18 protein-coding genes and 4 pseudogenes are annotated in these 22,309 nt (G+C 39.4%); 8 read left to right on the plus strand and 14 right to left on the minus strand.

Going from position 1 to position 22,309, the window contains the following annotated elements:
• Positions 1–92 precede the first annotated feature (92 nt).
• Positions 93–1,310 (plus strand): ABC transporter permease, encoded by a 1,218-nt coding sequence (locus AC0L6R_RS00655; protein WP_473269418.1) that lies wholly within the window; start codon positions 93–95, stop codon positions 1,308–1,310.
• Here the strand turns inward: AC0L6R_RS00655 and AC0L6R_RS00660 are convergent.
• A complete protein-coding gene (locus tag AC0L6R_RS00660; protein ID WP_473269419.1) occupies positions 1,285–2,040 on the minus strand; it encodes a polyprenol monophosphomannose synthase in 756 nt (251 codons plus the stop codon). The two genes, AC0L6R_RS00655 and AC0L6R_RS00660, sit on opposite strands and share 26 nt — an antisense overlap.
• 80 nt (positions 2,041–2,120) lie before the next feature.
• Here AC0L6R_RS00660 and AC0L6R_RS00665 point away from each other — a divergent pair, with 80 nt between their 5' ends.
• Both AC0L6R_RS00665 and AC0L6R_RS00670 read left to right on the plus strand, forming a co-directional pair.
• Entirely contained in the window at positions 2,121–2,402 is a 282-nt protein-coding gene (locus AC0L6R_RS00665; RefSeq protein ID WP_473269420.1) for a hypothetical protein, read from the plus strand.
• A gap of 1 nt (position 2,403) precedes the next feature.
• Entirely contained in the window at positions 2,404–3,018 is a 615-nt protein-coding gene (locus AC0L6R_RS00670) for an ATP-grasp domain-containing protein (RefSeq protein WP_473269421.1), read from the plus strand.
• A 35-nt stretch (positions 3,019–3,053) separates the two neighbouring features.
• On the opposite strand, the gene AC0L6R_RS00675 is transcribed toward AC0L6R_RS00670, so the two are convergent.
• The 6 genes and pseudogenes from AC0L6R_RS00675 to AC0L6R_RS00700 all read right to left on the minus strand — a co-directional run bounded on the left by AC0L6R_RS00675 (position 3,054) and on the right by AC0L6R_RS00700 (position 9,652).
• On the minus strand, positions 3,054–3,785 hold the full coding sequence (locus AC0L6R_RS00675; RefSeq protein WP_473269422.1) for a tetratricopeptide repeat protein: 732 nt from the start codon (positions 3,783–3,785) through the stop codon (positions 3,054–3,056).
• Positions 3,786–3,906: 121 nt separating this feature from the next.
• Positions 3,907–5,010: pseudogene (gene hisB, locus AC0L6R_RS00680) on the minus strand (bifunctional histidinol-phosphatase/imidazoleglycerol-phosphate dehydratase HisB).
• 3 nt (positions 5,011–5,013) lie between these two features.
• Positions 5,014–6,081 carry a histidinol-phosphate transaminase gene (hisC, locus tag AC0L6R_RS00685; protein ID WP_473269424.1) on the minus strand — a complete coding sequence of 356 codons (1,068 nt, stop codon included), beginning with the start codon at positions 6,079–6,081 and terminating at the stop codon, positions 5,014–5,016.
• Positions 6,078–7,373, minus strand: coding sequence for a histidinol dehydrogenase (gene hisD / locus AC0L6R_RS00690; RefSeq protein WP_473269426.1), 1,296 nt, complete (start codon positions 7,371–7,373; stop codon positions 6,078–6,080). The genes hisC and hisD overlap by 4 nt, the downstream gene beginning before the upstream one ends.
• A 40-nt stretch (positions 7,374–7,413) precedes the next feature.
• Positions 7,414–8,275: pseudogene (hisG, locus tag AC0L6R_RS00695) on the minus strand (ATP phosphoribosyltransferase).
• Positions 8,276–8,557: 282 nt separating this feature from the next.
• Entirely contained in the window at positions 8,558–9,652 is a 1,095-nt protein-coding gene (locus tag AC0L6R_RS00700) for a DUF922 domain-containing protein (RefSeq protein ID WP_473269427.1), read from the minus strand.
• A gap of 478 nt (positions 9,653–10,130) precedes the next feature.
• Here AC0L6R_RS00700 and AC0L6R_RS00705 point away from each other — a divergent pair, with 478 nt between their 5' ends.
• Positions 10,131–10,718 (plus strand): hypothetical protein, encoded by a 588-nt coding sequence (locus tag AC0L6R_RS00705; RefSeq protein ID WP_473269428.1) that lies wholly within the window; start codon positions 10,131–10,133, stop codon positions 10,716–10,718.
• Positions 10,719–11,321: 603 nt separating this feature from the next.
• Here AC0L6R_RS00705 and AC0L6R_RS00710 read toward each other — a convergent pair.
• From AC0L6R_RS00710 to AC0L6R_RS00735, 6 genes are all read right to left on the minus strand, one after another.
• Positions 11,322–11,603, minus strand: a complete 282-nt coding sequence (locus tag AC0L6R_RS00710; RefSeq protein WP_473269429.1) for a polysaccharide lyase beta-sandwich domain-containing protein — start codon at positions 11,601–11,603, stop codon at positions 11,322–11,324.
• Entirely contained in the window at positions 11,587–11,814 is a 228-nt protein-coding gene (locus AC0L6R_RS00715) for a polysaccharide lyase family 8 super-sandwich domain-containing protein (protein ID WP_473269431.1), read from the minus strand. Before AC0L6R_RS00715 ends, AC0L6R_RS00710 begins: the two co-directional genes overlap by 17 nt.
• The gene (locus AC0L6R_RS00720; protein ID WP_473269432.1) at positions 11,738–12,208 is read right to left on the minus strand and encodes a polysaccharide lyase family 8 super-sandwich domain-containing protein; all 471 of its coding nucleotides are present in this window, start codon (positions 12,206–12,208) and stop codon (positions 11,738–11,740) included. The genes AC0L6R_RS00715 and AC0L6R_RS00720 overlap by 77 nt, the downstream gene beginning before the upstream one ends.
• On the minus strand, positions 12,160–13,437 hold the full coding sequence (locus AC0L6R_RS00725) for a polysaccharide lyase family 8 super-sandwich domain-containing protein (RefSeq protein ID WP_473269433.1): 1,278 nt from the start codon (positions 13,435–13,437) through the stop codon (positions 12,160–12,162). Before AC0L6R_RS00725 ends, AC0L6R_RS00720 begins: the two co-directional genes overlap by 49 nt.
• Positions 13,438–13,652: 215 nt before the next feature.
• Positions 13,653–13,874 (minus strand): hypothetical protein, encoded by a 222-nt coding sequence (locus tag AC0L6R_RS00730; RefSeq protein WP_473269435.1) that lies wholly within the window; start codon positions 13,872–13,874, stop codon positions 13,653–13,655.
• Positions 13,831–14,763: an alanine racemase gene (locus tag AC0L6R_RS00735; RefSeq protein ID WP_473269436.1), complete on the minus strand. Its 933-nt coding sequence runs from the start codon at positions 14,761–14,763 to the stop codon at positions 13,831–13,833. The genes AC0L6R_RS00730 and AC0L6R_RS00735 overlap by 44 nt, the downstream gene beginning before the upstream one ends.
• Positions 14,764–15,379: 616 nt before the next feature.
• Here AC0L6R_RS00735 and alaS point away from each other — a divergent pair.
• From alaS to AC0L6R_RS00750, 3 genes and pseudogenes are all read left to right on the plus strand, one after another.
• Positions 15,380–18,006, plus strand: a pseudogene (gene alaS / locus AC0L6R_RS00740) (alanine--tRNA ligase).
• A 21-nt stretch (positions 18,007–18,027) separates the two neighbouring features.
• Positions 18,028–19,489 (plus strand): annotated as a pseudogene (gene gatB, locus AC0L6R_RS00745) (Asp-tRNA(Asn)/Glu-tRNA(Gln) amidotransferase subunit GatB).
• A 15-nt stretch (positions 19,490–19,504) separates the two neighbouring features.
• Positions 19,505–20,602, plus strand: a complete 1,098-nt coding sequence (locus AC0L6R_RS00750; protein ID WP_473269438.1) for a redoxin domain-containing protein — start codon at positions 19,505–19,507, stop codon at positions 20,600–20,602.
• A 285-nt stretch (positions 20,603–20,887) separates the two neighbouring features.
• On the opposite strand, the gene proC is transcribed toward AC0L6R_RS00750, so the two are convergent.
• Positions 20,888–21,688, minus strand: coding sequence for a pyrroline-5-carboxylate reductase (gene proC, locus AC0L6R_RS00755; protein WP_283413209.1), 801 nt, complete (start codon positions 21,686–21,688; stop codon positions 20,888–20,890).
• Positions 21,689–21,871: 183 nt separating this feature from the next.
• Here proC and AC0L6R_RS00760 point away from each other — a divergent pair, with 183 nt between their 5' ends.
• Positions 21,872–22,288 carry a hypothetical protein gene (locus AC0L6R_RS00760; RefSeq protein WP_283413210.1) on the plus strand — a complete coding sequence of 139 codons (417 nt, stop codon included), beginning with the start codon at positions 21,872–21,874 and terminating at the stop codon, positions 22,286–22,288.
• The last annotated feature ends 21 nt before the right edge of the window (positions 22,289–22,309 follow it).

Genomic DNA, 22,309 nt, shown 5'->3' on the forward strand with positions numbered 1-22,309 from the left:
AACGGTACTATACTCAAAAAGTAAATAAAGGGCGAAAGTTTCGTTTGCTTCATGCTATTTTGCGGTCTCATAGAACAAATTAAAGCAGTCCTTTGAACCTTTCCTATTTCATTGCCAAAAGAATCAGTTTCAAGAAAGCTGGTGGGTTTTCGGCCACTATACATAAAATTGCAGTAGGAAGCCTAGCGCTTGGGCTTGCAGTTTCTCTTGTTTCCTTTATGGTTTTGGGAGGTTTTCAAAGCACCGTTTCCGAAAAAGTCTACGGCTTCACAGGTCACTTTCAAGTGCAGCGATTCACAATGAGTAATGCATTCGAAGAGGCTCCCTTTTCTTTAAATTCAGAGTTTAATAAAACTTATCATGAACTTCCGTTCATTACCAAGGTTCAGTCTTTTGCTCACAAAGCGGCTTTAATCAAAGGTGACGAAGAAGTAGAAGGTGTATTGATGAAGGGTGTGGGTCAGGATTTTGATACGCTAGGATTCAAAAAGTATGTGGTTGATGGTAGAATGCTTCAGATTCCTGATGAAGGAACAAGCAATGAAGTTATGCTAAGCCAATTCATTGCTAATAAACTTTTGTTAAAAGTTGGAGATAAGATCACCCTATATTTTGTACAAGATCCCCCGAGATATAGAAGAGTCGAAGTAGTAGGAATCTTTCAAACCTATCTTGAAAACTTTGATGAGAAGATTATAATTGGTGAGCTACAAACGATCAGAAATCTAAATGACTGGACCAAAGATCAGGTTGGTGGTATGGAAATTTTCGTTGATGACTTTAATAATACTGATTCATACTCAGCTCTTATAGAGGATTATATGGATTATGATTTAAAGTTGATTAAAAGTAAAGATAAATTTTTAGAGATCTTTGACTGGCTGAGTCTGTTGGATAACAATGTCTATGTGTTCATTGGTTTGATTGGCTTTGTAGCAATCTTTAATATGGGGGCAATCCTCTTTATTTTGATCATGGAACGAACCCAAATGATCGGCTTACTCAAAGCTTTGGGTTCTACTAATCATCAAATTCGAAGGATATTCTTTTGGAATGGAATCAACATCCTGCTGCGGGGAATGCTTATAGGGAATGCAATTGGATTAGGAATCGGTTTTTTGCAGGATAAATTCAGACTTATTCCTTTAGATGCTGAAAGCTACTACATGAGCTATGTCCCAATCGATTCGAATTGGATAGCATTTATTTCTATAAATATTGGGATTGTTCTGCTTACTGCAGCCGTATTATGGATACCTGTTATGGTGATCTCAAAGGTAGACCCTATTCGGTCGATCCGCTTTGATTAGCCTTGTAAGGATTGAAAATACTTTTGATTTTCATTGATATTACACCAAATCCAGCTTCCTTAAAAATACCTGGACTCATCTTGGACAACCCTTTAGTTCGGTCAGTGAAAATAATTGGGATTTCTACCAGCTTAAACCCTAGTTTCCAAGAGGTAAATTTCATTTCTATCTGGAATGCATAGCCTACAAATCGAATCTCGTCAAGTTTGATCCCTTGCAATACTGATTTATGATAGCATTTGAATCCTGCTGTGGCGTCTTTGACAGGTAGTCCGGTGATGAATTTTACATATACGCTGGCGAAGTAGGACATCAATACTCTGCCCATAGGCCAGTTTACAACATTCACTCCTGTAATGTACCGTGAACCAATGGCGAGGTCAAAACTCCGGTCTGCACATGCTTCATAAAGTCGAATTAAGTCATTAGGATTATGTGAAAAATCGGCATCCATTTCGAATATGAAATCATAATCTTTCTCTAAAGCCCATTTAAAGCCTTTGATGTAGGCTGTTCCTAAGCCTAACTTTCCCTTCCGTTCTAGTAGATGAAGCCTATCAGGAAAAACAACCTGTTGACTTTTTACCAAATTCCCGGTTCCATCCGGACTCCCATCGTCGATCACTAATAACTCAAATCCACCCTCCAGATTCATGACCGCGTGGATCATGTCTACGATGTTTTCCTTCTCATTAAAAGTTGGGATTATGACGAGTTTACGATGGTTCATAGCTAGGGCAAAGGCCAAAAGTAAGGCTAAAGACCGATTTTAGAAGAGTGGTGACTATAAATTTTGGTTAAAGTATAGATTTGAGTAAAAATTTAGCAAGAATGATGCATGTAGCTATTGTAAGTTATTTCTCAGTTGGGGCGTATGATAACAATACACTCGATGAAAATCAAATGTTGTCCGAAATTCTATCCGAACACCAAATTCCTCATAAGATTGTAAGTTGGTCTGATCCTGAAGTTAAATGGGAGCAGTTTTCTCTCTTGCTAATCAAGTCAACATGGGATTATTTTGACTTTTACCCTGAATTTTTGACTTGGATAGACAAAATCAAAAAGCTGGGGCATCCCTGCCTTAAATAGCATGGATACTATTCGTTGGAATTCTTCGAAAAGATATCTTCTGGAAATTGCATCTAAAGGTTTTCCAGTAATTGCTGGGATGATTTTAGAAAAGGGACTGCCATTAGTAAAAGAAAAAATAGCTTCAAAAATTAAAACTGAAACTTGGGTTGTTAAGCCCTTAGTGAGCGGCGGAGCGAAGAATACCCTGAAAATTAGTGGGAACGATTGGGATCAACATATTGAAAAAATTCAAGCATGGGTGAATGAAGAAGCATTCTTGGTCCAACCTTTTGTCCCTGAAATAGAACGGGTAGGAGAGTATTCACTTATTTTTTTCAATGGAAAGTTTTCCCATGCAGTACTGAAAACTCCAGCAAGCAAAGATTTCCGGGTTCAACATTATTTTGGAGGAACGATAAAACCGATTCACCCATCATCTTCTATGCTGGCTTCATGCCAAAATCTCATAGATGAATTCGCCTCAGAAAGCCTGTATGTCCGAGTAGATGGGGTGGAAATAGATGGCGAGTTCCACTTAATGGAACTGGAAATGATCGAGCCGTACTTGTTTTTAGGATTGAGTGAGCAGGCTGTTAGTAATTATAAGAAAGCTATTATGGAGCGGTTGAGATAGCAGCTTTGAAGTTTTAAGATTTCTTTATTTCGAGATTAATTAGCTGCTGCCAAGCCTAAATAATTTAAGCATTGTTGCTTTTTTGCCAAAGCTTCCGTGTGCTTAGGGTTTTGCGCCAGCACAGCGTCAAAATCCTCTAAAGCCCATTTTAAAAAACCTGCATTCATATAGGCAAACCCACGATTGTAGCGGCCTACCATGTTATTTGGTTCTCTGCTGACATAAGAATTAAAGGAAGCTGCGCATCCTAAGGCATCTCCCTGATAAGCTAGAGCCATTCCTGTGTAGTAATAAACCTGGGCATAATCAGGATTCAAATCTGCTGCTTTTCTTAGAAACTCCTCAGCTTTTTTGAACTTACCATTCATTAACATCGTCCGACCAAGGAGATACATAATGTCAAAATCTTCGGGATTTAATGTAGCAGCTCGAAGAATCATGGATTCTGCATTTTCATAATCCTTTTGCTCAAAAAGTAGTTTAGCCAAACCTCCATACCCGTGGGCATATTCCTTATCTATGGATATGATTCGCTCGTAGTCTGATTTGGACTTTTCTATTTCTCCCAGCTCTTCGTAGCACCTCGCACGAATATGCAATGCTTTTATATCAGTGACGTTAAAAAAAAGGTATGAATTCAAATGTGAAATTGCCTCCTCATATTGCCCATTATTGAATTGTTGCTCAGCCTTTTGAAGGCTGCTGGAGCAAGAGCTGCCTATAATTAGTATTAAAAGGATAGGTAAGGTACGTAAAAGTCGTTTCATGACTAAATGAACAAAAAAAATAGGGATTAGGAAAAACTTTCTATGTAAAATTTTCCTAATCCCTACGAAATTTTCAGAAATAACCCTTTCGCATGTAGAAAAGACTATACTCTGCTGGTTATTAAAGAACTCCCTTCGTACTTGGAAGTTGGTTGATATTTCTAGGATCACGCATTACAGCCATTTTTATAGCTCTCGCAAAAGCCTTAAAAATCGCCTCTATTTTATGATGTTCATTATCTCCTTCTGCTTTTATATTCAGATTGCACTTGGCAGTGTCAGGAAAAAGGACTTGAAGAAATGGAAAAACATCTCTGTAGGCATGTCGCCCACCTTCTCACGCTTGAACTCAGCATCCCACATCATCCAAGGCCTTCCGCCAAAGTCAATTGCTGCCTGTGCCAGTACATCATCCATAGGAAGTAGAAACCCGTATCGATAGATTCCTTTTTTATCTCCAAGAGCTTTTAAATAAGCTTCTCCAAGCGCTAATCCTGTATCTTCTATTGTATGATGCTCGTCAATATGTAGGTCACCATTTACTTTAATCTCTAGATCTGTGCTTCCATGTTTGCCCAGTCTGCTCAAGCATGTGATCAAAGAAATGCAAGCCAGTTTTGATATCACAGTGGCCGTTGCCATCCAGATTTAGCTTGATATAAATATCAGTTTCTGAAGTTTTACGGATTACCTCGGCTGATCTAGGAGGCATTTTCAAAAACTGATAAATCTCATCCCAGTTCGTTGTGCTCAACGCTGCATTTTCTACTTTTTTTCCAATGAAAATCGCCTTGGCTCCTAGATTTCTTCGGCAAGCTTCACATCTGTACAGTGTATCTCCGATTACATAGGAATTAGCCAAGTCATATTCATCAGAAAAATATGCTGTCAGAAGACCAGTGTTTGGCTTTCGGGTTGGCGCATTTTCACTTTCAAAAGTCTTGTCGACGTGTATTGCTTTGAAGAATATATTCTCTTGTTCCAGTGTTTTTAGCATTTTAAATTGTGCTGGCCAAAAGGTGTTTTCAGGAAATGAATCGGTTCCTAACCCATCCTGATTGGTAACCATTACCAATTCATAATCAGTCTCTTCAGCAATTTTGCGAAGGTTAGAAATCGCCTTCGGCAAAAACTCTAACTTTTCTAAGCTATCTACTTGAAAATCAGTTGGTGGTTCTTTGATGATGGTTCCATCACGATCTATAAAAAGGACTTTCTTTTTCATGGTTTACAGGTTATAGCTTTCTTCATAAATTTTTTTCAAAGCATTTATAAAGGCTTCATTCTCGGCTCTAGTTCCCACAGAGATTCGAAGGCATTCCTCGCAAAGCTGTACTTTTGATCTATTCCTGACAATGATTTTTTCTTCAATCAAATCGTCGTACACATGGCTTGCATTAGGTATTTGTACCAAAAGGAAGTTGGCATGTGAAGGATGGATTTTCTGCACAAAATCCAGTTTGCTCATTTCTTCTTTAAGGAAATCACGTTCCTGAAGTATATCGGCAATCATAGAATTGACCTTATCTACTTTTTGTATTGCAGCCAAGACAGTCTCCTGAGTCAATCCAGAGATATTATAAGGTGGCTTAATACGATTTAGAATTTTGATCATTTTTTTACTGGCAAAAGCCATCCCAAGTCGTAGAGAAGCGAGTCCCCAGGCTTTTGAGAAAGTTTGCATTACCAGGAGATTTCCGAATTCTTCCATGTGGGTAGTAAAGCTTGGCTCATCACTGAAGTCAATATAAGCTTCATCCACAACGACCAAGCCTCTGAATTCGCGAAGCAACCTTAGTATATCTTCACGGTTTACCTTATTTCCACTTGGGTTATTCGGTGAGCAGACGAAGATAATCTTGGTATTTTCGTCGACTGCTTTCAAAATCAAATCCGGCTGAAGCTGGAAATCTGGAGTCAATGGGATTTTGCGTGTTTCCACATCATTGATTCCTGCACTCACTTCATACATTCCGTAAGTAGGAGGAAGTAGGACTACATTGTCTTTTCCAGGATCGCAAAATGCTCTAAATAGCAAGTCTATCGCCTCATCAGAGCCATTTCCTAAGAAGATTTGGGATGCTTTCACCTTCTTGATTTTGGCGATTTCATCCTTTAGTTCCAACTGATAGGGATCAGGATAGCGATTATAATCTGCATCTGTCACTGATCCGTATGGGTTTTCATTTGCATCCAAAAATATGCCCTCTTTGCCGGTATATTCATCACGAGCGGAGGTGTATGGAAGAAGGTTTACGATGTGAGGTCTAAGTAATGGGGTTAAGTCAAACTTCATTTCTTCTGTTTTTTAAGATGTTTGAGTCTTATTGTTACGGCATTTTTGTGTGCCTCTAGTAATTCATTTTCTGCCATTATTTCAATGGTAGGTCCTATGTTTTTCAATCCTTCAGGAGAGATTTTTTGATAGGTGATTTTCTTCACAAAGCTATCCAGAGATACGCCACTATAATTTCTTGCATAGCCGTAAGTCGGCAATGTATGATTTGTACCGGATGCATAATCCCCGGCTGATTCCGGTGTGTAGTTTCCAATGAAAACAGATCCTGCATTATAAACGGCATTGACTGCTTCATCTTCCTGCGCAACACTTATAATCAAATGCTCTGGTGCGTAGAAATTTATAAGTTCCATAGCTTTTTCTGGGCTGTCAATAATCACAGCTCTGGAATTTGCAAGAGCTTTTTTGGCAATATCCTTCCTCGGTAGCTCTTCCAGTTGCTCATCTATTTCTTTGATGACTCGCTTCGCAAATTTCTCAGTATCAGTCACCAAAATAACCTGGCTATCCACGCCATGCTCTGCCTGTGAAAGTAAATCTGCAGCTACAAAGGCTGGATTTGCTGATTCGTCTGCATAAACCAAAACTTCTGAAGGCCCAGCAGGCATGTCTATAGCAACTCCATACTTGGTAGCTATTTGCTTTGCAGCAGTTACAAACTGGTTTCCAGGGCCAAAAATTTTGTCCACTTTGGGTACGCTTTCAGTTCCAAAAGTCATTGCAGCAATCGCCTGAGCTCCGCCTACTTTTACGATTTTGGTGATACCAATTAGCGAAGCAGTGTAGAGTATTGCAGGATGGATTTTCCCCTCTTTGCTCGGAGGTGAGCAAAGCACAATTTCCTTGCATCCTGCCAAGATCGCGGGAATTCCAAGCATTAATACCGTACTGAAAAGAGGTGCCGTTCCTCCTGGGATATACAAACCAACTTTTTGGATAGGTACACTTTTCCTAATACAAACAACTCCAGGCATCACCTCATCCACCAACTCTGGCGTAGCCTGGGCTCTATGAAATCGCTCAATATTAGCTTTAGCAACGTTTATAGCTTCTTTTAAAGAAGGAGATAATGCAGCCGAAGCTGCTTGAATTTCTATTTCCGAAGGGAAAAGAGATTCTAATTCTACATGATCGTATTCCATAGCGAATTTGAAAAGGGCTTTGTCGCCATTTCTCTTCACCTTTCTCAGAATAGGTTTTACGATCTTATTGATCTGCTTGGTTTTGAACGTTGGTCGAGCCAACTGCTTTTTCCAAGTGCCTTGATTAGGATTATGCAGGATATTCATTTGATTTCTGGGCTAGGGTTATACAAATAGCTTTGCAGAATTAAAGAATCATCTTTTCTATAGGAACGACTAGTATTCCTTCTGCTCCGGCAGCTCTGAGTTCTTCGATATTTTCCCAGAATTGATCTTCATTCAATACTGAGTGCACAGATGACCAGCCTTCTTGAGCAAGTGGCAATATTGTAGGGCTACGCATACCCAGGAATCAAGCTTATAATTCGCTCAATGGATTCATTTGGTGCGTTTAGTAGCACGTATTTGCTGCTTTTCCCTTTCTGAACCGCATTGATTCTAAAGAGTAATTTTTCCGCGATCTCCTTTTTCCAATCTGGCAAATCGTTATTTGCGATCAGGACAGCCTCGGATTTGAAGATCTCTTCTACTTCTTTCAGCCCGTTCATCATCAGTGTGGAGCCAGAGCTGACTATATCGCAGATTCCTTCCGCTAATCCTATGCTTGGAGCGATCTCAACCGAACCTGAAATTTCGTGAATGTCTGCGTTGATATTTTGGCTTTTAAGGTAATCTCCAAGGATTTTTGGGTAGGATGTAGCAATGTTTTTTCCTTCGAAAAACTCTACTCCGTTATATTCCTGACCTTTTGCTACAGCTAGGGAAAGTCGGCACTTAGAGAATCCTAAAGCCTTCATTGTAGTGACATTCTTGTCTTTCTCTACCACCTCATTCTGACCTACAATACCTAAGTCAGCTACTCCATCAGCTACATAGCCTGGAATATCGTCGTCACGAAGAAACAAGAATTCGATTGGGAAATTGGTGGAAGTGGACTTGAGTTTGCCCGTTCCATTATAAAATTTGATGCCACATTCTTTGATGAGGCTGAGTGAATCGTCAGATAGTCTGCCGCTTTTCTGCACGGCAATACGGATAATTTTTTCCATGTTGGCAAGTTACGCTATGAAATAAAAGATTGTAAGTAAATAATGGTGAAAAGCGGAATCCCTATCATCGGCTTCACCGTGTGTGTAAAAATATTCCTCAGGAGGAATGATGGAAATGATGCATCAAGTTGCCTTGATGTGCAGTCGCTAAAAAATCAATATTTCTATTGCTGTTTTCCATTATCGTTGGCAAAGATAGGAGGTGAATGAGAAAATGCAAATTGAGATGAGTTTTTTTGAAAGTTTGTTGATTACCCAAAACTGATAAGCTAACCACATACTTTAGTTATTTGTTTCCAATAAGTGATCTAGCTTTTCCCAATTTCCAGTCAGCGACTCTTTAATTATCTGGTTCCATCTAGCCTGTACATCTCTGTTTAAACCATTTCGGGTTTGGCCATCATACAATTCCTGAAGCTTATTCATCTCTCGATAGGCGTCCAAATAGATGTCGTTGAGTGTTGCTTCAAAGAAGGCCGGTTCCAAATCTGCGTTATTTAATGCGTAGATCATTCGGTCGGCAGCAATTCTGGTCAGGTCAAAATGCTTCTGCTCATGATTGTTTGCGTAGTCATCTGCATTCTTCACCCAAGACTGATCTGGTAGCATATATACTTTTATGAAAATTGTCTGGATGATTTCCCCAGCTACTATTTCTGCGTTTCCTTCGATTGACAAGCTGCTAAAAATGGTTGCATTGAAGGAGCTTGTAGGGTCTGGAGATTCAGAGAAATCGTCCCATGTCAAAGGCCTTTCTGGATCATAATAGACAGTGTCCTTGGTACTAGGTAGGATAGGGTCAAGAATATTCAACTTTACAGTCTTTGCCAGGGATCTATTGGTAGGCGCTTGGCTGCTAAACCAAGCATCGAAGTATTCCCAACTATTTTCAAATAATTGCTGTACACTTTTTTGCACGTTTGTAGTTTGATTGGCAGGTCTTCCATAGTTAGCTTTTCCATTAAAGTCAACTAAATGAACTGGATTTCCTTCACCTTGGACAAAAAAGCCTAGACTTAGTTGAATCTCTCCTTTATATCCTCGCTGATTAGCTTGGTAGATTTCTTTAAGATCTAAATTGTAGACTTTGACTAGAATATTGTATGAAGTATTCTGAGCTGATGTGATTCTTGAATTATAAAAAAACTTTGCTTGCTCAGCTAATTTTCCGTCAAAGGTAGCTGTCAGTTTATTCCGCTCTGAATCGTATACTTGTCCTACTGATTTTTGAACTCTTGAATCCATCACTTTACTAAAAATATATTCTTTCCTCTGTCCAATAGAACTGTTAGGAGTGAGCTTCAAAGTCAATTGCTGACCTATTGCTATCCCAATAGAGAGCAGAATATATACTATAGTAAGTGGGAAGATTCTCATGTATGGCGAAAGAAAATAAAATCTGTTGGGATTGATTAATCAGACTAAGCCTAACGAATAGCACTGGTAGCAAGTTTTAGAAAGTAGGTGAAAGTTAGTTCTAAATCTGATCACCTACTTGTGTTCTTTCGGACAAAGTGTGTTCATAAGCGTACATGTTATTTGTTAGTAGCGTAATCTAATGAACTGTTTTTTCGATTTTTTCAAAATTAAATTTTCTTAACAAGTGTAACATGGTGCAACCTCAGAAATGCTGTAATCCGTCTAAAACTGTCCGCTGACATTACAGTCGGTCACAGATGTGATCAATTTTTATACAGGTTTTGTTAATTATTTGGATTTGTTTCAAAATTTAATTCTGATTATTTGTTATAAAAATTAATATCTAGAATTAATTAAGTCTTTTAGCAAAGATTGTTTTTTGGTTTGGTATGCACTTCGCAATAGGTATAGCACAACACTTCTAAACCAACATATTATGAAAACTTTATTCACAGTAGCACTTGCAAGTACTTTATCTTTTGGCTCATTCGTAGCAAATGCAAGTGAAGATTTGAGAGCTCTTTCTTCAGTAAATTCCAATTACAAAAAAATCAATGTGACGCTCAATGAGGGAGTAGGCAAGGCGAAAATCACTATTTTATCCACGGACGGCAAAGTATTAAATAACAGAAATGTGCGCGTCAAAGGTGAGAATTTGATGGTTCCTTACAATATGGAAAACATGCCAGCTGGAGACTATCAGGTCAAAATCGTTACAGAAGAGGAGGAAGTTACTTACACCGTAGAGACATTTGAGAAACCTACCCCAGATTCAGCATTGCCGCTGATGGCTTCAGGTAAACTTATTGACAATAATACCGTAAGTCTATCAGTGTTTGGGCTAAATGAGCCCGGAGTTAAAGTAGAAATTATTTCTTCCGAAAGCGGTAAAGTGATTTACACAGAGCAAATATCCCAAGAAGAAGGTTTTAAAAAGGATTATTCATTCAGCAAGTTTAATGCGAAGGATATCCATGCGAGAGTAACAGACTCAAAAGGTCGAAGCAAAACCCTTTATTTCTAAATTAAGCCAACTATTATCAACAGCCCTGATTTGTAGATCAGGGCTTTTTTTGAGCTCCTTTTTTCCTCTGATGTTCACAGCAACGGCCATGGATTTTCGCTGATTTTTTTTAGGGCTTGTATATAAAGTTGATGGCCATGGAATTTAAAGAGAGCAAAATTTAATTACTGTCTGTGCAACTTTCCTTCTCCTAACCATCAAGAAAGCCGCCGCCATATTTGGAACCTGCCAGAGGCAGGCGACTATGGGATAGGCTGGGATACGATCTCATTGATGCAACGTGACTAGGATTGGTAGCCAGATTCTCAGTGTCACTGCGGCGAAGCACTGTCTGCATAGCTAAAGATCATCCAGTTTTCGTGTGAATCAACATCCAGCTTTTTGGCAATAAGCCATCCTTACCTCTGAGGACAAAGTGAAAAATACCTTCTGAATAAAATTCGAATGTTCGCTCTTCCACGGAAAACCCTTCTGTGCCTCCAAGGCTAGTTGCGGTTGTGAAGAATTATAAATTATCATTTAATTAAAGAAATAGAAATGGGACATTTAAGAATAGGCCGACATAGGCTGTCTTAATGTTAGAATTGAACGGATTTGGTGATTCTAAGAACCTGCCATATCTCCTTCTGGCAGCTCAAATTTGATGGTCTTTTGGACTCCCTCTACTTGTAAATTTATTTCTATGGATCCTGTCAGGATCTGCGTAGGTTCTGCAAGGGTTACCTTCCAGGCCTTAGCACTTATGTTTTCTAGTTGTACTACTACTGGCTGGCGAGCTTCCAAACTGTTTTTTTTCCAATAGAATTTACCTTTCTCATAAAAAACCACCCCAAGCAGTCCATTCTCCTTGTCTTGAGCAGCCTGCAATTCAGGCGAGTTTTTCAAAAAAAATAACTATAGATGAAATATTCTTGTTTTTTAACTCTTGTGCATTATTAATACCTGGTAAGAGAATGTAAGCGTATGAGGCATCTTTGGGTTTTTTTCCATGATTAATCCAGAGTTTGAATATAGATTTATCAATGATTTTTGCGGAAGAGTTTGAGTTTATCTCTGAACCAAGAGCGAGGTTGGTTATCAGAAAAAAGCATGACATTCTGATTTTCAGGGATATAGTAGCCTACATTATCGTGGTATATCCACCTAATGTTTTTTACGTTTGTATTCTTCTGGCTTTTAAATTCTTCAAAATTGTCGTTTTGAGCCAGTAGAACAGGCCCTCTCAACCATGATTGATTTAAGGTAGTAGTAATAGATTCCTGTCTATCAGCTGAAATGGCCGAGCCTAAGCAAATAACTTTATCGCCGAAAAAGAACCAGCTTTTGTGAGCTTTGGTGTTAAAATCAGACATCTTATAAACCGAAATGCCATTCAATCCGTCACTTACTCCACCTACAAAATCTGCATTCCCTCTATTTGCAACCCAGTTTGTACGCTTTTTCAATGGGTTGATTTCAGGTGTAGTAGTTCCAGGAATTCTTTGCTCCATTCCCAGTTAGGAAAAATATTGTGGTATTCATTACCTTCAACTGCTATAAATGTGGCTCCTTCAGTAAGAAACTGTCCAGTAAGGTTTTCACCATTTCCTGATTCGGTACGGACACTTCTGCTAGAGGCTATATTGAGACCAACCATAAATTCAGGTCTGTGATGGACTGTATAATCAGATCTCCAATAGTAAATATGTTTGGGGTTGATTCCTTCGGAGGGCTTTGCTTTACCTTCTATTCTTGCGATGGCTTGGTCGTATTCTGCTTTGTGACTGTCGATGTCGATTTCTTTAATTTGCTTTACAATGCCTGCGTTAATACGCGTGGCATTATTTCTAGCGATTCCCCTCCCTATTACGCTGAAATCTACATGCCGACCCCGGATCACCTGTAAGAAACCATTTCGTGTAAAATCAGATATTAGAGCAATCTGCTCAGGCGTAAATGAAAAACTTGTTCCTTGAGTGTAAACGGCCACATTTCTAATTCCTGAGAGGTATTCTCTACCATATCCATGCATGTAATTCTCCGGGCCGTGAGCGTGAAAAGACAAATCACGTTGAATTCCATCTCCTGTATTTATTTTGATCGTAGCTGCAGTAGCATTTACAGCTAGATTGAGTAATGCCGCATCTTTTGTAAGTGCTGCTTGCATAATCATGTGCTGCGCAATATCTGTCAAGTTGGACCCGTCCTTTCCAGAAGACTTGGTGATTGAGGCTGTTTTACTCATCCAACTGATTAATTTTTTCTCTAAATCTGTCGGAACACCTGGCTCAACAGTGCGCATGGAAACCAGAAGCTGTCCAATCTCTTTTGGCACACTGATACTGAGCCACCACCAGTTTTTTGAAGTTGGCTCAGGTTTTAACTCTACCCAATAGGTCAGGGCGTTAATTATACGCTGATGCGTACTGGCGTCGAAGAACTTGTTCTCTTTTCGGCTGTATGCCTTCGCCATAATACCGATTCTTTTGATATGTATATCTGGCTTCCAACTCGATAAGGAATTGTCAGCATAGTTAATATCATTCCAACTTCCATCGGGCTGAATTGTCTTTTGTATTTCGTTTGCTTGCTTATTCAGATCTGCTGAACTTGTGGCTTGTTGATATTCGGTGAAAATATTTTGTTGTACAGTTTTGAAATCTAAATCCTGCTGAGCATGAAGTGATTTGCAATAAATTAGTAAGAGAAAAATTAACAAATAATTGGCAAGACGTAACATATATATTGAGGTAAAATAGAAGCCAAGGAATGACTTAATTAGAAATTATCCTGATGTTGATATATTTTTAAAAATAGGGTGTTTTAGGTGAGAATTCATAAAAGGGAAAAATACATCATACCATTAAAGGATAGCGAATGTTTACAGTACCCTGAAAATTAAACCCAATTTTTCGGGTTGGGTTTAATTGAAAATTTACTGAAAAGTGAAACTGTTTACTTTCTCTTTCCTTCCGCATGATCCACTATTTTCCCGTCTAGTGTCATGTATTCCCCCATGCAGTCAGCAGTCATACAGGAGTGAACAGGAAGGATTCCAAGGATGTCACCAATTTGTACTTTTGCCAGTAGTACGTCGGAAGCTTTGATGATTCCATGTTCCTGAGATATACTTTTAAGGAATGATTTGCTTTTCAGGAATAGTCCAACCGTTTTCATTGAGGTAGACTACTTCTCCAAAGTTCTTCAGGCCATTTTCTCCTACAAGAACATCCTTTGCCAGATGAACTCCGCCACCATGGATTAGAATTTCCTTTCGATCTTTTTTGATATCCACGACTGGAACAGCTAAGCAAACGGCGATGTCTTCCTTGTCGCACCCGCCCAATTCTGCTTGCATCAAGTCATAAAAAACAGAGTTACCAGGCCCCATCTCATCGATATCCCCGAAATCTTCCATCACCGCGCAGCCACCAGGAGTATCACCAGTTCTGGTGACTAATTTTGGGTATTCTGAATTGTATTTATGTTTTAGCATACTCAGGGCATTGCGGGTTTGCTCATAAAGTGCAGGTATATCAGGCATGTAATAGGAATGACCTGCGTGCAAATAAAAGCCCTTGAAGTTAAGTTTGTCTGACTTCTTGGCGATCAATAAAATCTCCTCGATCAAACCAAAATCACTCACTTCTACGCCTGTTCTACCGTAACCAGCATCAATTTCTATGAAAAAACCAACTGGGAATTCCAATTGATCTACTAGCATTTGGGCAGTAGTTGCATTGATTACCTGAACTGAAATAGATTGCCTTTCAGCTATTTTATTAAGCTTTGGGATCTCAAGAGGATTGAATGGAAAAGCAATGTGGATGTTTACCCATCCTTGCCCTGCGAGGTATTCAGCCATTTGGATGGAAGAAGCAGTCACTTCGGTAATATTATATTCTTTAGCCCAATCGCCAATTTGGTTGGACTGAGCAGTTTTGAAGTGCGGAACAAGCTTCATGTCATGACGTGCAGCCTTATCAGCCATACGTTTGATATTTGCCCGGCAGATTTTTTCGTCAAGAAGTAGCGTAGGGGAGGTTATTTTATCCAGATAGCTCATTCGTTATAATTGAGATTTTAAAAGTTTTATTGAAAGTAAGAAAGATTTACGAAGTGAGAAATAGGATTTATGAGTTTCCAAGGAGATGAAAGGGTGTTGCTCGCAGCGACGCAGCGAAAGTTGATTATAAAACTTATGAACAGAATTACAATTTATGGAGATATCAAAGCTGAGAATACCGATTGAATCTGGTGATAGAACATTTTGGTTTTAGCCTATAAGGGCTGCATATACAAGCGATGGCTGAAGCCAATCGTAATATAAAAGCGTAAATGCCTTAGCCCTGAAAGGGTGTGATTTTTAATTGAATTTGGTTCGATATTTCCCGGAAAAGTATTTTTTGCCTTTTTAGGGCAGGTCGTCTTATAAACTTCATGTGTGCCATCGGGGGAAATTTGTTAATTCCTTTTAGTATAAATTCGAAAACCTTTGAGGTTCCGAAAACCCCAAAGGTTAAGAAATATGAAATTGCGCCTTTGCGCCATGGAGAGAGATTTACAAAGAGAGTAATTCTTCCCCCTATGCAGGTAACACCATCAATTCTGCTAATTTTGTCCCCCAAATAAAAAAGGCTAAAATTGGCCTAAATAGCATTCTTGATCGCCTCAAAACCTTCATGGAAGCAAAGAAAATACGGAGCACCTTTATTGAGTTTTTCCAAACCAAGCAACATCACTATGTTCCCTCATCACCGATTGTGGTTAAAAATGACCCAACTCTGATGTTTACAAATGCGGGAATGAACCAGTTCAAAGACGCATTTCTAGGAAATGAAATTGCTAAATATTCCCGTGTTGCCAATTCCCAGAAATGCCTAAGGGTAAGTGGCAAGCACAATGATCTGGAAGAAGTGGGAGTGGATACGTATCACCACACCATGTTTGAGATGCTGGGTAATTGGTCTTTTGGAGATTATTTTAAGAAAGAAGCGATCGAATGGGCTTGGGAGTTATTGACTGAAGTCTTGATGGTTTGGATAAAGACAGATTATACGTATCGGTATTCCAAGGTGATGCAGGTGATAGCCTAGATCTTGATCAGGAAGCCTATGATCTTTGGAAAGCTATAGTTCCTGAGGATCGAATTATAATGGGTTCCAAGAAGGACAACTTCTGGGAAATGGGTGATGTGGGACCCTGCGGTCCTTGCTCTGAAATCCACATTGACTTAAGATCAGACGCTGAGCGCGCTATTATAGCGGGTAAGGATTTGGTAAACAACGATCACGAACAAGTGATCGAGATCTGGAACTTGGTATTCATGCAGTTCAATAGAGTTTCTGATGGATCTTTGAAACCTTTACCGGCTACTCATGTAGATACAGGAATGGGTTTTGAGCGTTTGGTGAGAGCTATTCAACACAAATCTTCCAATTACGATACCGATCTATTTGCTCCGTTCTTGGCTGCTTTGGCTAAGAAGTCAGGCAAAGTTTATGGTGAGGACTTGCCTACTGATATTGCATTCCGAGTGATCGTGGATCACATTCGTGCGATTTCATTTACAATCGCTGATGGGCAATTGCCTTCCAATAATAAGGCAGGCTATGTGATTCGTAGAATCCTGAGAAGAGCGGTTCGTTATGGATATACTTTCTTAGGTTTCCACGAACCGTTTTTATATGAGTTGACAAGTCTGATCGCTGATAATTTTGGAGATATTTTCCCAGAGGTAAGACAGCAGCAGGAGTTTATAGCGAAGGTGATTTTCGAAGAGGAGACTTCATTCCTCCGAACCTTGGATAATGGTTTGAAAATGCTCGATCAGATTAAAATTGAATTGTCTGAGAAAGGTGAAAATGTTATTCCAGGAAAGCAGCCTTCGAGCTTTACGATGCCTTCGGTTTTCCGCTTGATTTGACTTCATTGATTGCACGTGAAAGCGGACTTTCTCTTGATGAAAAAGGCTTTGCGCAGGAAATGGAAGCGCAGAAAACGCGTTCGCGTGCCGCATCTGAATCCGAAACTGGTGATTGGGTAATCGTGAATGAAGATAATGGAGTTGAATTTGTAGGCTACGATTTTCTTAAAGCTCATGCGCAGATTATCAAGTATCGCGTGATTTCTGATAAAAAAGGAGATAAATACCAACTTGTACTGGATAAAACACCATTCTATGCGGAATCTGGTGGACAGGTAGGGGATACAGGTTTGTTGATTTCTGATACTGAAACAGTTAAAGTAATTGACACCAAAAAAGAGAACGACTTAATCGTTCATTTTGTGCAAAAAGCTCCCTGCAAATCCCGAAGCAAAGTTCGGGGCAGAAGTGGATGCTGAAAAGCGTTTTCTAACAGAAAATAATCACACAGCTACTCATTTGCTTCAGTCAGCTTTGAAAGAAGTTCTTGGAGACCACATTCAGCAGCGTGGTTCTTTAGTAAATCAAAACTTACTACGTTTTGATTTTTCCCATTTCAGTAAATTGACTGAAGAGGAGATTTCTAAGGTAGAGGATATTGTGAATGAGAAAATCCGAGAAAATATTCCGCTTTCAGAACAAAGAAATGTCCCAATTGAAGAAGCTAAAAAGCAAGGTGCTACAGCGCTTTTTGGGGAGAAATATGGTGATTTCGTACGTGTGGTTACCTTCGACAAGGATTTCTCTGTGGAACTTTGTGGAGGAACTCACGTACCTCAGACAAGTAAAATTGGATTATTCAAGATCGTTTCTGAAGCTTCCAGTGCTTCTGGTGTTCGTAGGATTGAAGCGATCACTGCAAAAGCAGCTGTAGACTATTTCCGAAAGCAGGAACATTTGGTAAAGGAAATACAAGAGCTGCTGAAGAATCCTAAAGATCTGACGAAGTCAATCGAGGCTTTACTCCAAGAGCGAAATGACTTGAAGAAAGAGATTGATGCGTTGCATTTAGAGAAAGCATCAGGTGTAAAAGTAGAATTGCTTAAGCAATTTGTAGCCGGTGAAGGTATCAATACTTTGATTGCTCAGGTGGAACTGCCAAATGCGGATTCATTGAAAAAGCTAGCTTATGAGCTGAAGAATGAGATCGCGAATGCTTTTGTGATCTTGGCAGCCAAAGTAGATGATAAACCGCAAATTGCTGTAATCATAGATGAGGACTTGATTGCAAGGAAAAATTTAAATGCTGGTCAAATTGTCAGAGAATTGGCAAAAGAAATACAAGGGGGAGGTGGAGGACAAGCGTTTTTTGCCACTGCAGGAGGAAAAAACCTCGCAGGGCTAGAAAATGTACTGGTGAAAGCCAGAGAGTTGTACCTTTAAAAACACTGAAAAAACGCGCGAATGCTAAGCGAAGAATTAAGGAATAAATATCAGTTGATCATCGGTTTGGAGGTGCATGCGCAGCTTTTGACTGAGAGTAAAATGTTTGCAGCTGATGCTAACGAGTATGGGAAATCACCAAATACACAGATTTCTGCAATTACCCTTGGGCACCCTGGTACTTTACCCAAGGTGAATAGAAAGGCGATAGCCTTTGCCATCAAGATGGGATTGGCTTGTAATTCTGAAATTACTCGACATAACGTGTTCGCACGGAAAAATTACTTTTATCCAGATCTTCCAAAAGGATACCAGTTGACGCAGGACAAAGGTCCAATCTGCGTAGGAGGTACTGTACCGATTCAATTGGCGGATGGCCGCAAAAAGGAAGTAATTCTGAATCGTGTTCATATGGAGGAAGATGCAGGTAAATCTATTCACTTAGCTGAGGAAACTGATACTTTGGTAGATTTTAACCGAGCTGGCACTCCATTGATTGAAATCGTAACTGAGCCAGATTTGCACAGTCCAGAGGAAGCTTATGCGTTCCTGACTGAGGTGAAGAAATTGGTTAAATACCTTGATATCTGTGATGGAAATATGGAAGAAGGATCCCTTCGCTGCGATGCCAACGTGTCTGTGATGCTGAAAGGCTCAAAAGAGCTAGGCAAAAAAGTAGAAGTGAAAAATATGAATTCCTTCAGGAATGTGTTTCGTGCGATCGAACATGAGCATGAGCGATTGATTGGGTTGATTGAAGCAGGAGAAGAAGTTGTTTCTGAAACGCGAACCTTCGATGCAACTACGGGGCTAACTGCTAGTATGCGTACCAAGGAAGATTTGAATGACTATCGGTATTTCCCAGAGCCAGATTTGAGTCCTGTGGTAGTGTCAGACGAGTGGTTGAATGCAGTGAAAGCCACTATGCCTGTTTTGCCGAGAGATCTTCACAAAAAGTTTGTGGAAGAGTTTGGTTTACCAGATTACGATGCTAGCTTTTTGACCGAGTCTAAAGACGTTGCTTTGTGGTTTAATGAACTTTGCACTAAAACTACTAATTACAAAGCTGCGTCTAATTGGATGATGGGGCCAGTGAAATTGTCGCTTGGTGAGCAATCGTTATCAAAAGAGACTTATCCTATTACCCATGAGACTTTGGCTGCTTTGATTACTCTAGTGGAGGAAGGTAAAGTAAGCTACACGGCAGCTGCACAGCATGTTTTTCCCGAGTTGCTGAAGAACACAGGTGAGAATCCAATGGAGATAGCACAGCGGTTGAACCTGATTCAGGAAAGCGATGAGTCTTCACTGAAACCAATTGTAGAACAGGTGCTGGCTGCCAATGCGGCGAAAGTAAAAGAATATAAATCAGGTAAAAAAGGCTTGATGGGTTTATTCATGGGACAGGTGATGAAGGAGTCTCGAGGAAAAGCTGAGCCCAAAAGTTGCTACAAAACTATTAACAGAATTATTACAGAATTAACCCATGATGAACAAAATGAACGCAATAGTATTTCTACTACTCTTATCTTTTTTCTCTTGTGAGGAAAAGCAAGTAAATGTTGGGAAAGTAGAAATCACAGGGACCCTTGAGAACTCCAGGGTTGGTGCGGTAATACTTTCGCAGTTTACAGATAGTCGCCCTAAAGTTTTGGATACGCTGGAGGTAGATGACAAAGGCAATTTCAGCTATGAAGTGGAAGTCAATACTCCAACTTTTTACGAGTTGAATATGTATGGAGAAAAATCTATTCGTCTAGCTCTCTTCAAAGAGGATGTGAATATTTCTTATGATTTTGCTAACCCTGAAAGTTTGGTAATAAAAGGCTCCAAAGATTCACAAGAAATGCTGAAAATCGAAAAGTTGATGGAGGCATATCAAGCCAAGGTCAATGCCCTCAACGAGGCTTATTATAAAGCAATGGGCGAAAACAATACCGAAGAGATTAAACAAATTCAGACTGATGCAATGGCATTGGAAAGTAACCAGTCTACAGAAGTAAAGAATGTGATCAATAGTATGGGGGATAGTTTTGCATCACTGGCGGCTATCGGTCTGTTGAATCCTAAAAATGAATTTCAGTTTATGGATAGTCTGGTTGCAAAACTTGACGAAACATACCCAGAGACAAAGTCAATTATTCAGATAAAGCAGCAATTGGATGAGATGAGAGCACTTTCAATGGGACAAATAGCTCCTGAAATTGAGTTGCCTAATCCTGAAGGAGAAATTATCAAACTTTCTGACCTAAGAGGTAAGTATGTCATGATTGATTTCTGGGCTGCTTGGTGCAAGCCTTGCCGCGAAGAAAACCCAAATGTAGTGAGGCTTTACAATGAATATAATGAAAAAGGATTTGAGGTATTTGGAGTGTCTCTAGACCGTACAAAAGAGGCTTGGGTAGATGCTATTGCTGAGGATGGATTGACTTGGACACAAGTTTCCGATTTGCAATATTTCAATTCAGCTGCTGCAGAGCTATACCAGATAAATGCCATTCCAGCTACCTATTTGATCGATCCAGATGGGAAAATAATTGGAAAAGACCTAAGAGGTCCAAGCTTAGAAGCAAAACTAGCAGAGATATTTGACTAGTTCAGTTTGATATAAACCAACAAAAAAGCCTTCTCATTTAAAATGGGAAGGCTTTTTTATTGGGAAATATATGAAAGGAAGGAAGAAAAAGTACCAAACAGTCCTTCCTTTAAAAATCGTGTCATTGAAAAAGGAATAGCAAAAGTTGTTTATCACCCGAGACAAATCTAGTGAAAAGATTCAAAAGAAAAACAATCTTAAAATTATTCTTATTCAATTAAATAGTAATTTTTCCTGATTTTGATTCAATATTCCTTGAATATTACTAATTTATTACCAAATCAATTATTTCGCAATTTTCTCATAACTGGCAATAACACCTCTAACCATTGCAGAACTGAAGCCTTGATGTTCCATTTCATTTAACCCTACTATAGTGCAGCCTTTTGGGGTAGTCACTTTGTCAATAGCGGCCTCTGGATGCATATTTTTTTGAATCATAAGCTCAGCAGCACCTTTTACTGTTTGGTTTACGATTTTGCTGGCAGTCACCGAATCAAACCCAATCTGAATCCCTCCTTGGATCATCGCTCGCATAAATCGTAATACATAGGCTATCCCGCAGGCACCCAACACTGTTGCTGCTTCCATCAAGCTTTCGTCAATAGGTATGGTGAATCCTATTCCGTCAAATAACTCAGATACGAGTTTGATTTGATCTGAATCTGCATTTTGAGCACAGATGCAGGTTATTGACTCTTGGATATCTGCAGCGATATTTGGCATAGCCCGAAAGGTGATACTACTAGAGTCTATGACTTGATACATCTCTGCAAGTGTTATTCCTGTGGCCAGAGATATGATGATTTGGTCCTTTGATTTCAATGATGGCTTGATTTCAGCCAGAATAGGAGCGACGTTATACGGTTTCACTCCGAGGATTATTATGTCTGCATTTGCAGCGGCAGAAACATTATCACTTTGAACGTTTACCCCCAAGACAGCAAAACCACTGAGGCTATCCACATGTCGTTTTGTTAGGGTGAGATTTTTTGGATCAAAATCATCGCGTTTCAAAAGTCCGTTTGCGATAGAAGCTCCTAGGTTGCCACAGCCAATGATGGCTATTTTCATTGTCGAAATCATGGAAAATATAATTATTGGTTGGATTTGTTGCATAAAGGTAAACAATACAGCTGTTTTTATGTGAATTCATAAAATATTATGAAGGTGTGATGATTTAATCCAAAACGCCTTACAAATTTATTAGACAAAATATTTTGTCATATAGTAAAGTTTGTTTTACATTTGGTAAAAATAACTTGTCTTATGAAAGAGAAATCAATTCTACATGTGCCCTTGCTTTCTCCAGTTTGGAAGAAAGTAGCGTTTATGTTTTTTCCGCTTCCTGTTATTCTAGTTATTGGGATGGCGATTGCCAGAATGGATATAAGTCCAGACGAATCTGCTCAAGTGATTTACGGCTGCTGGGCAATTGGCTTTGGGTTGCTGAATCTTTCCAGAGAGAAAGATGAAGATGAGATGATTAAGTCTTTTAGACTTCAGGCATTTCAAACAGGCTCCTATTGGCTGATTTGGGGTATTGCTGCATTAATGCTGATCAATTACCTGCGCTTTGATAGAATTACTTCAGAGATATTCACAGCCTATTTAGTATTGTTCTTGTTGAATGCTTACATCTACGCGGCATTTCAATATCAGAAGTTCATGGCTTCAAAGGATTAATGTGTTGTACTATGTTTGATT

Source organism: Algoriphagus sp. 10J20-15, from assembly GCF_055809615.1.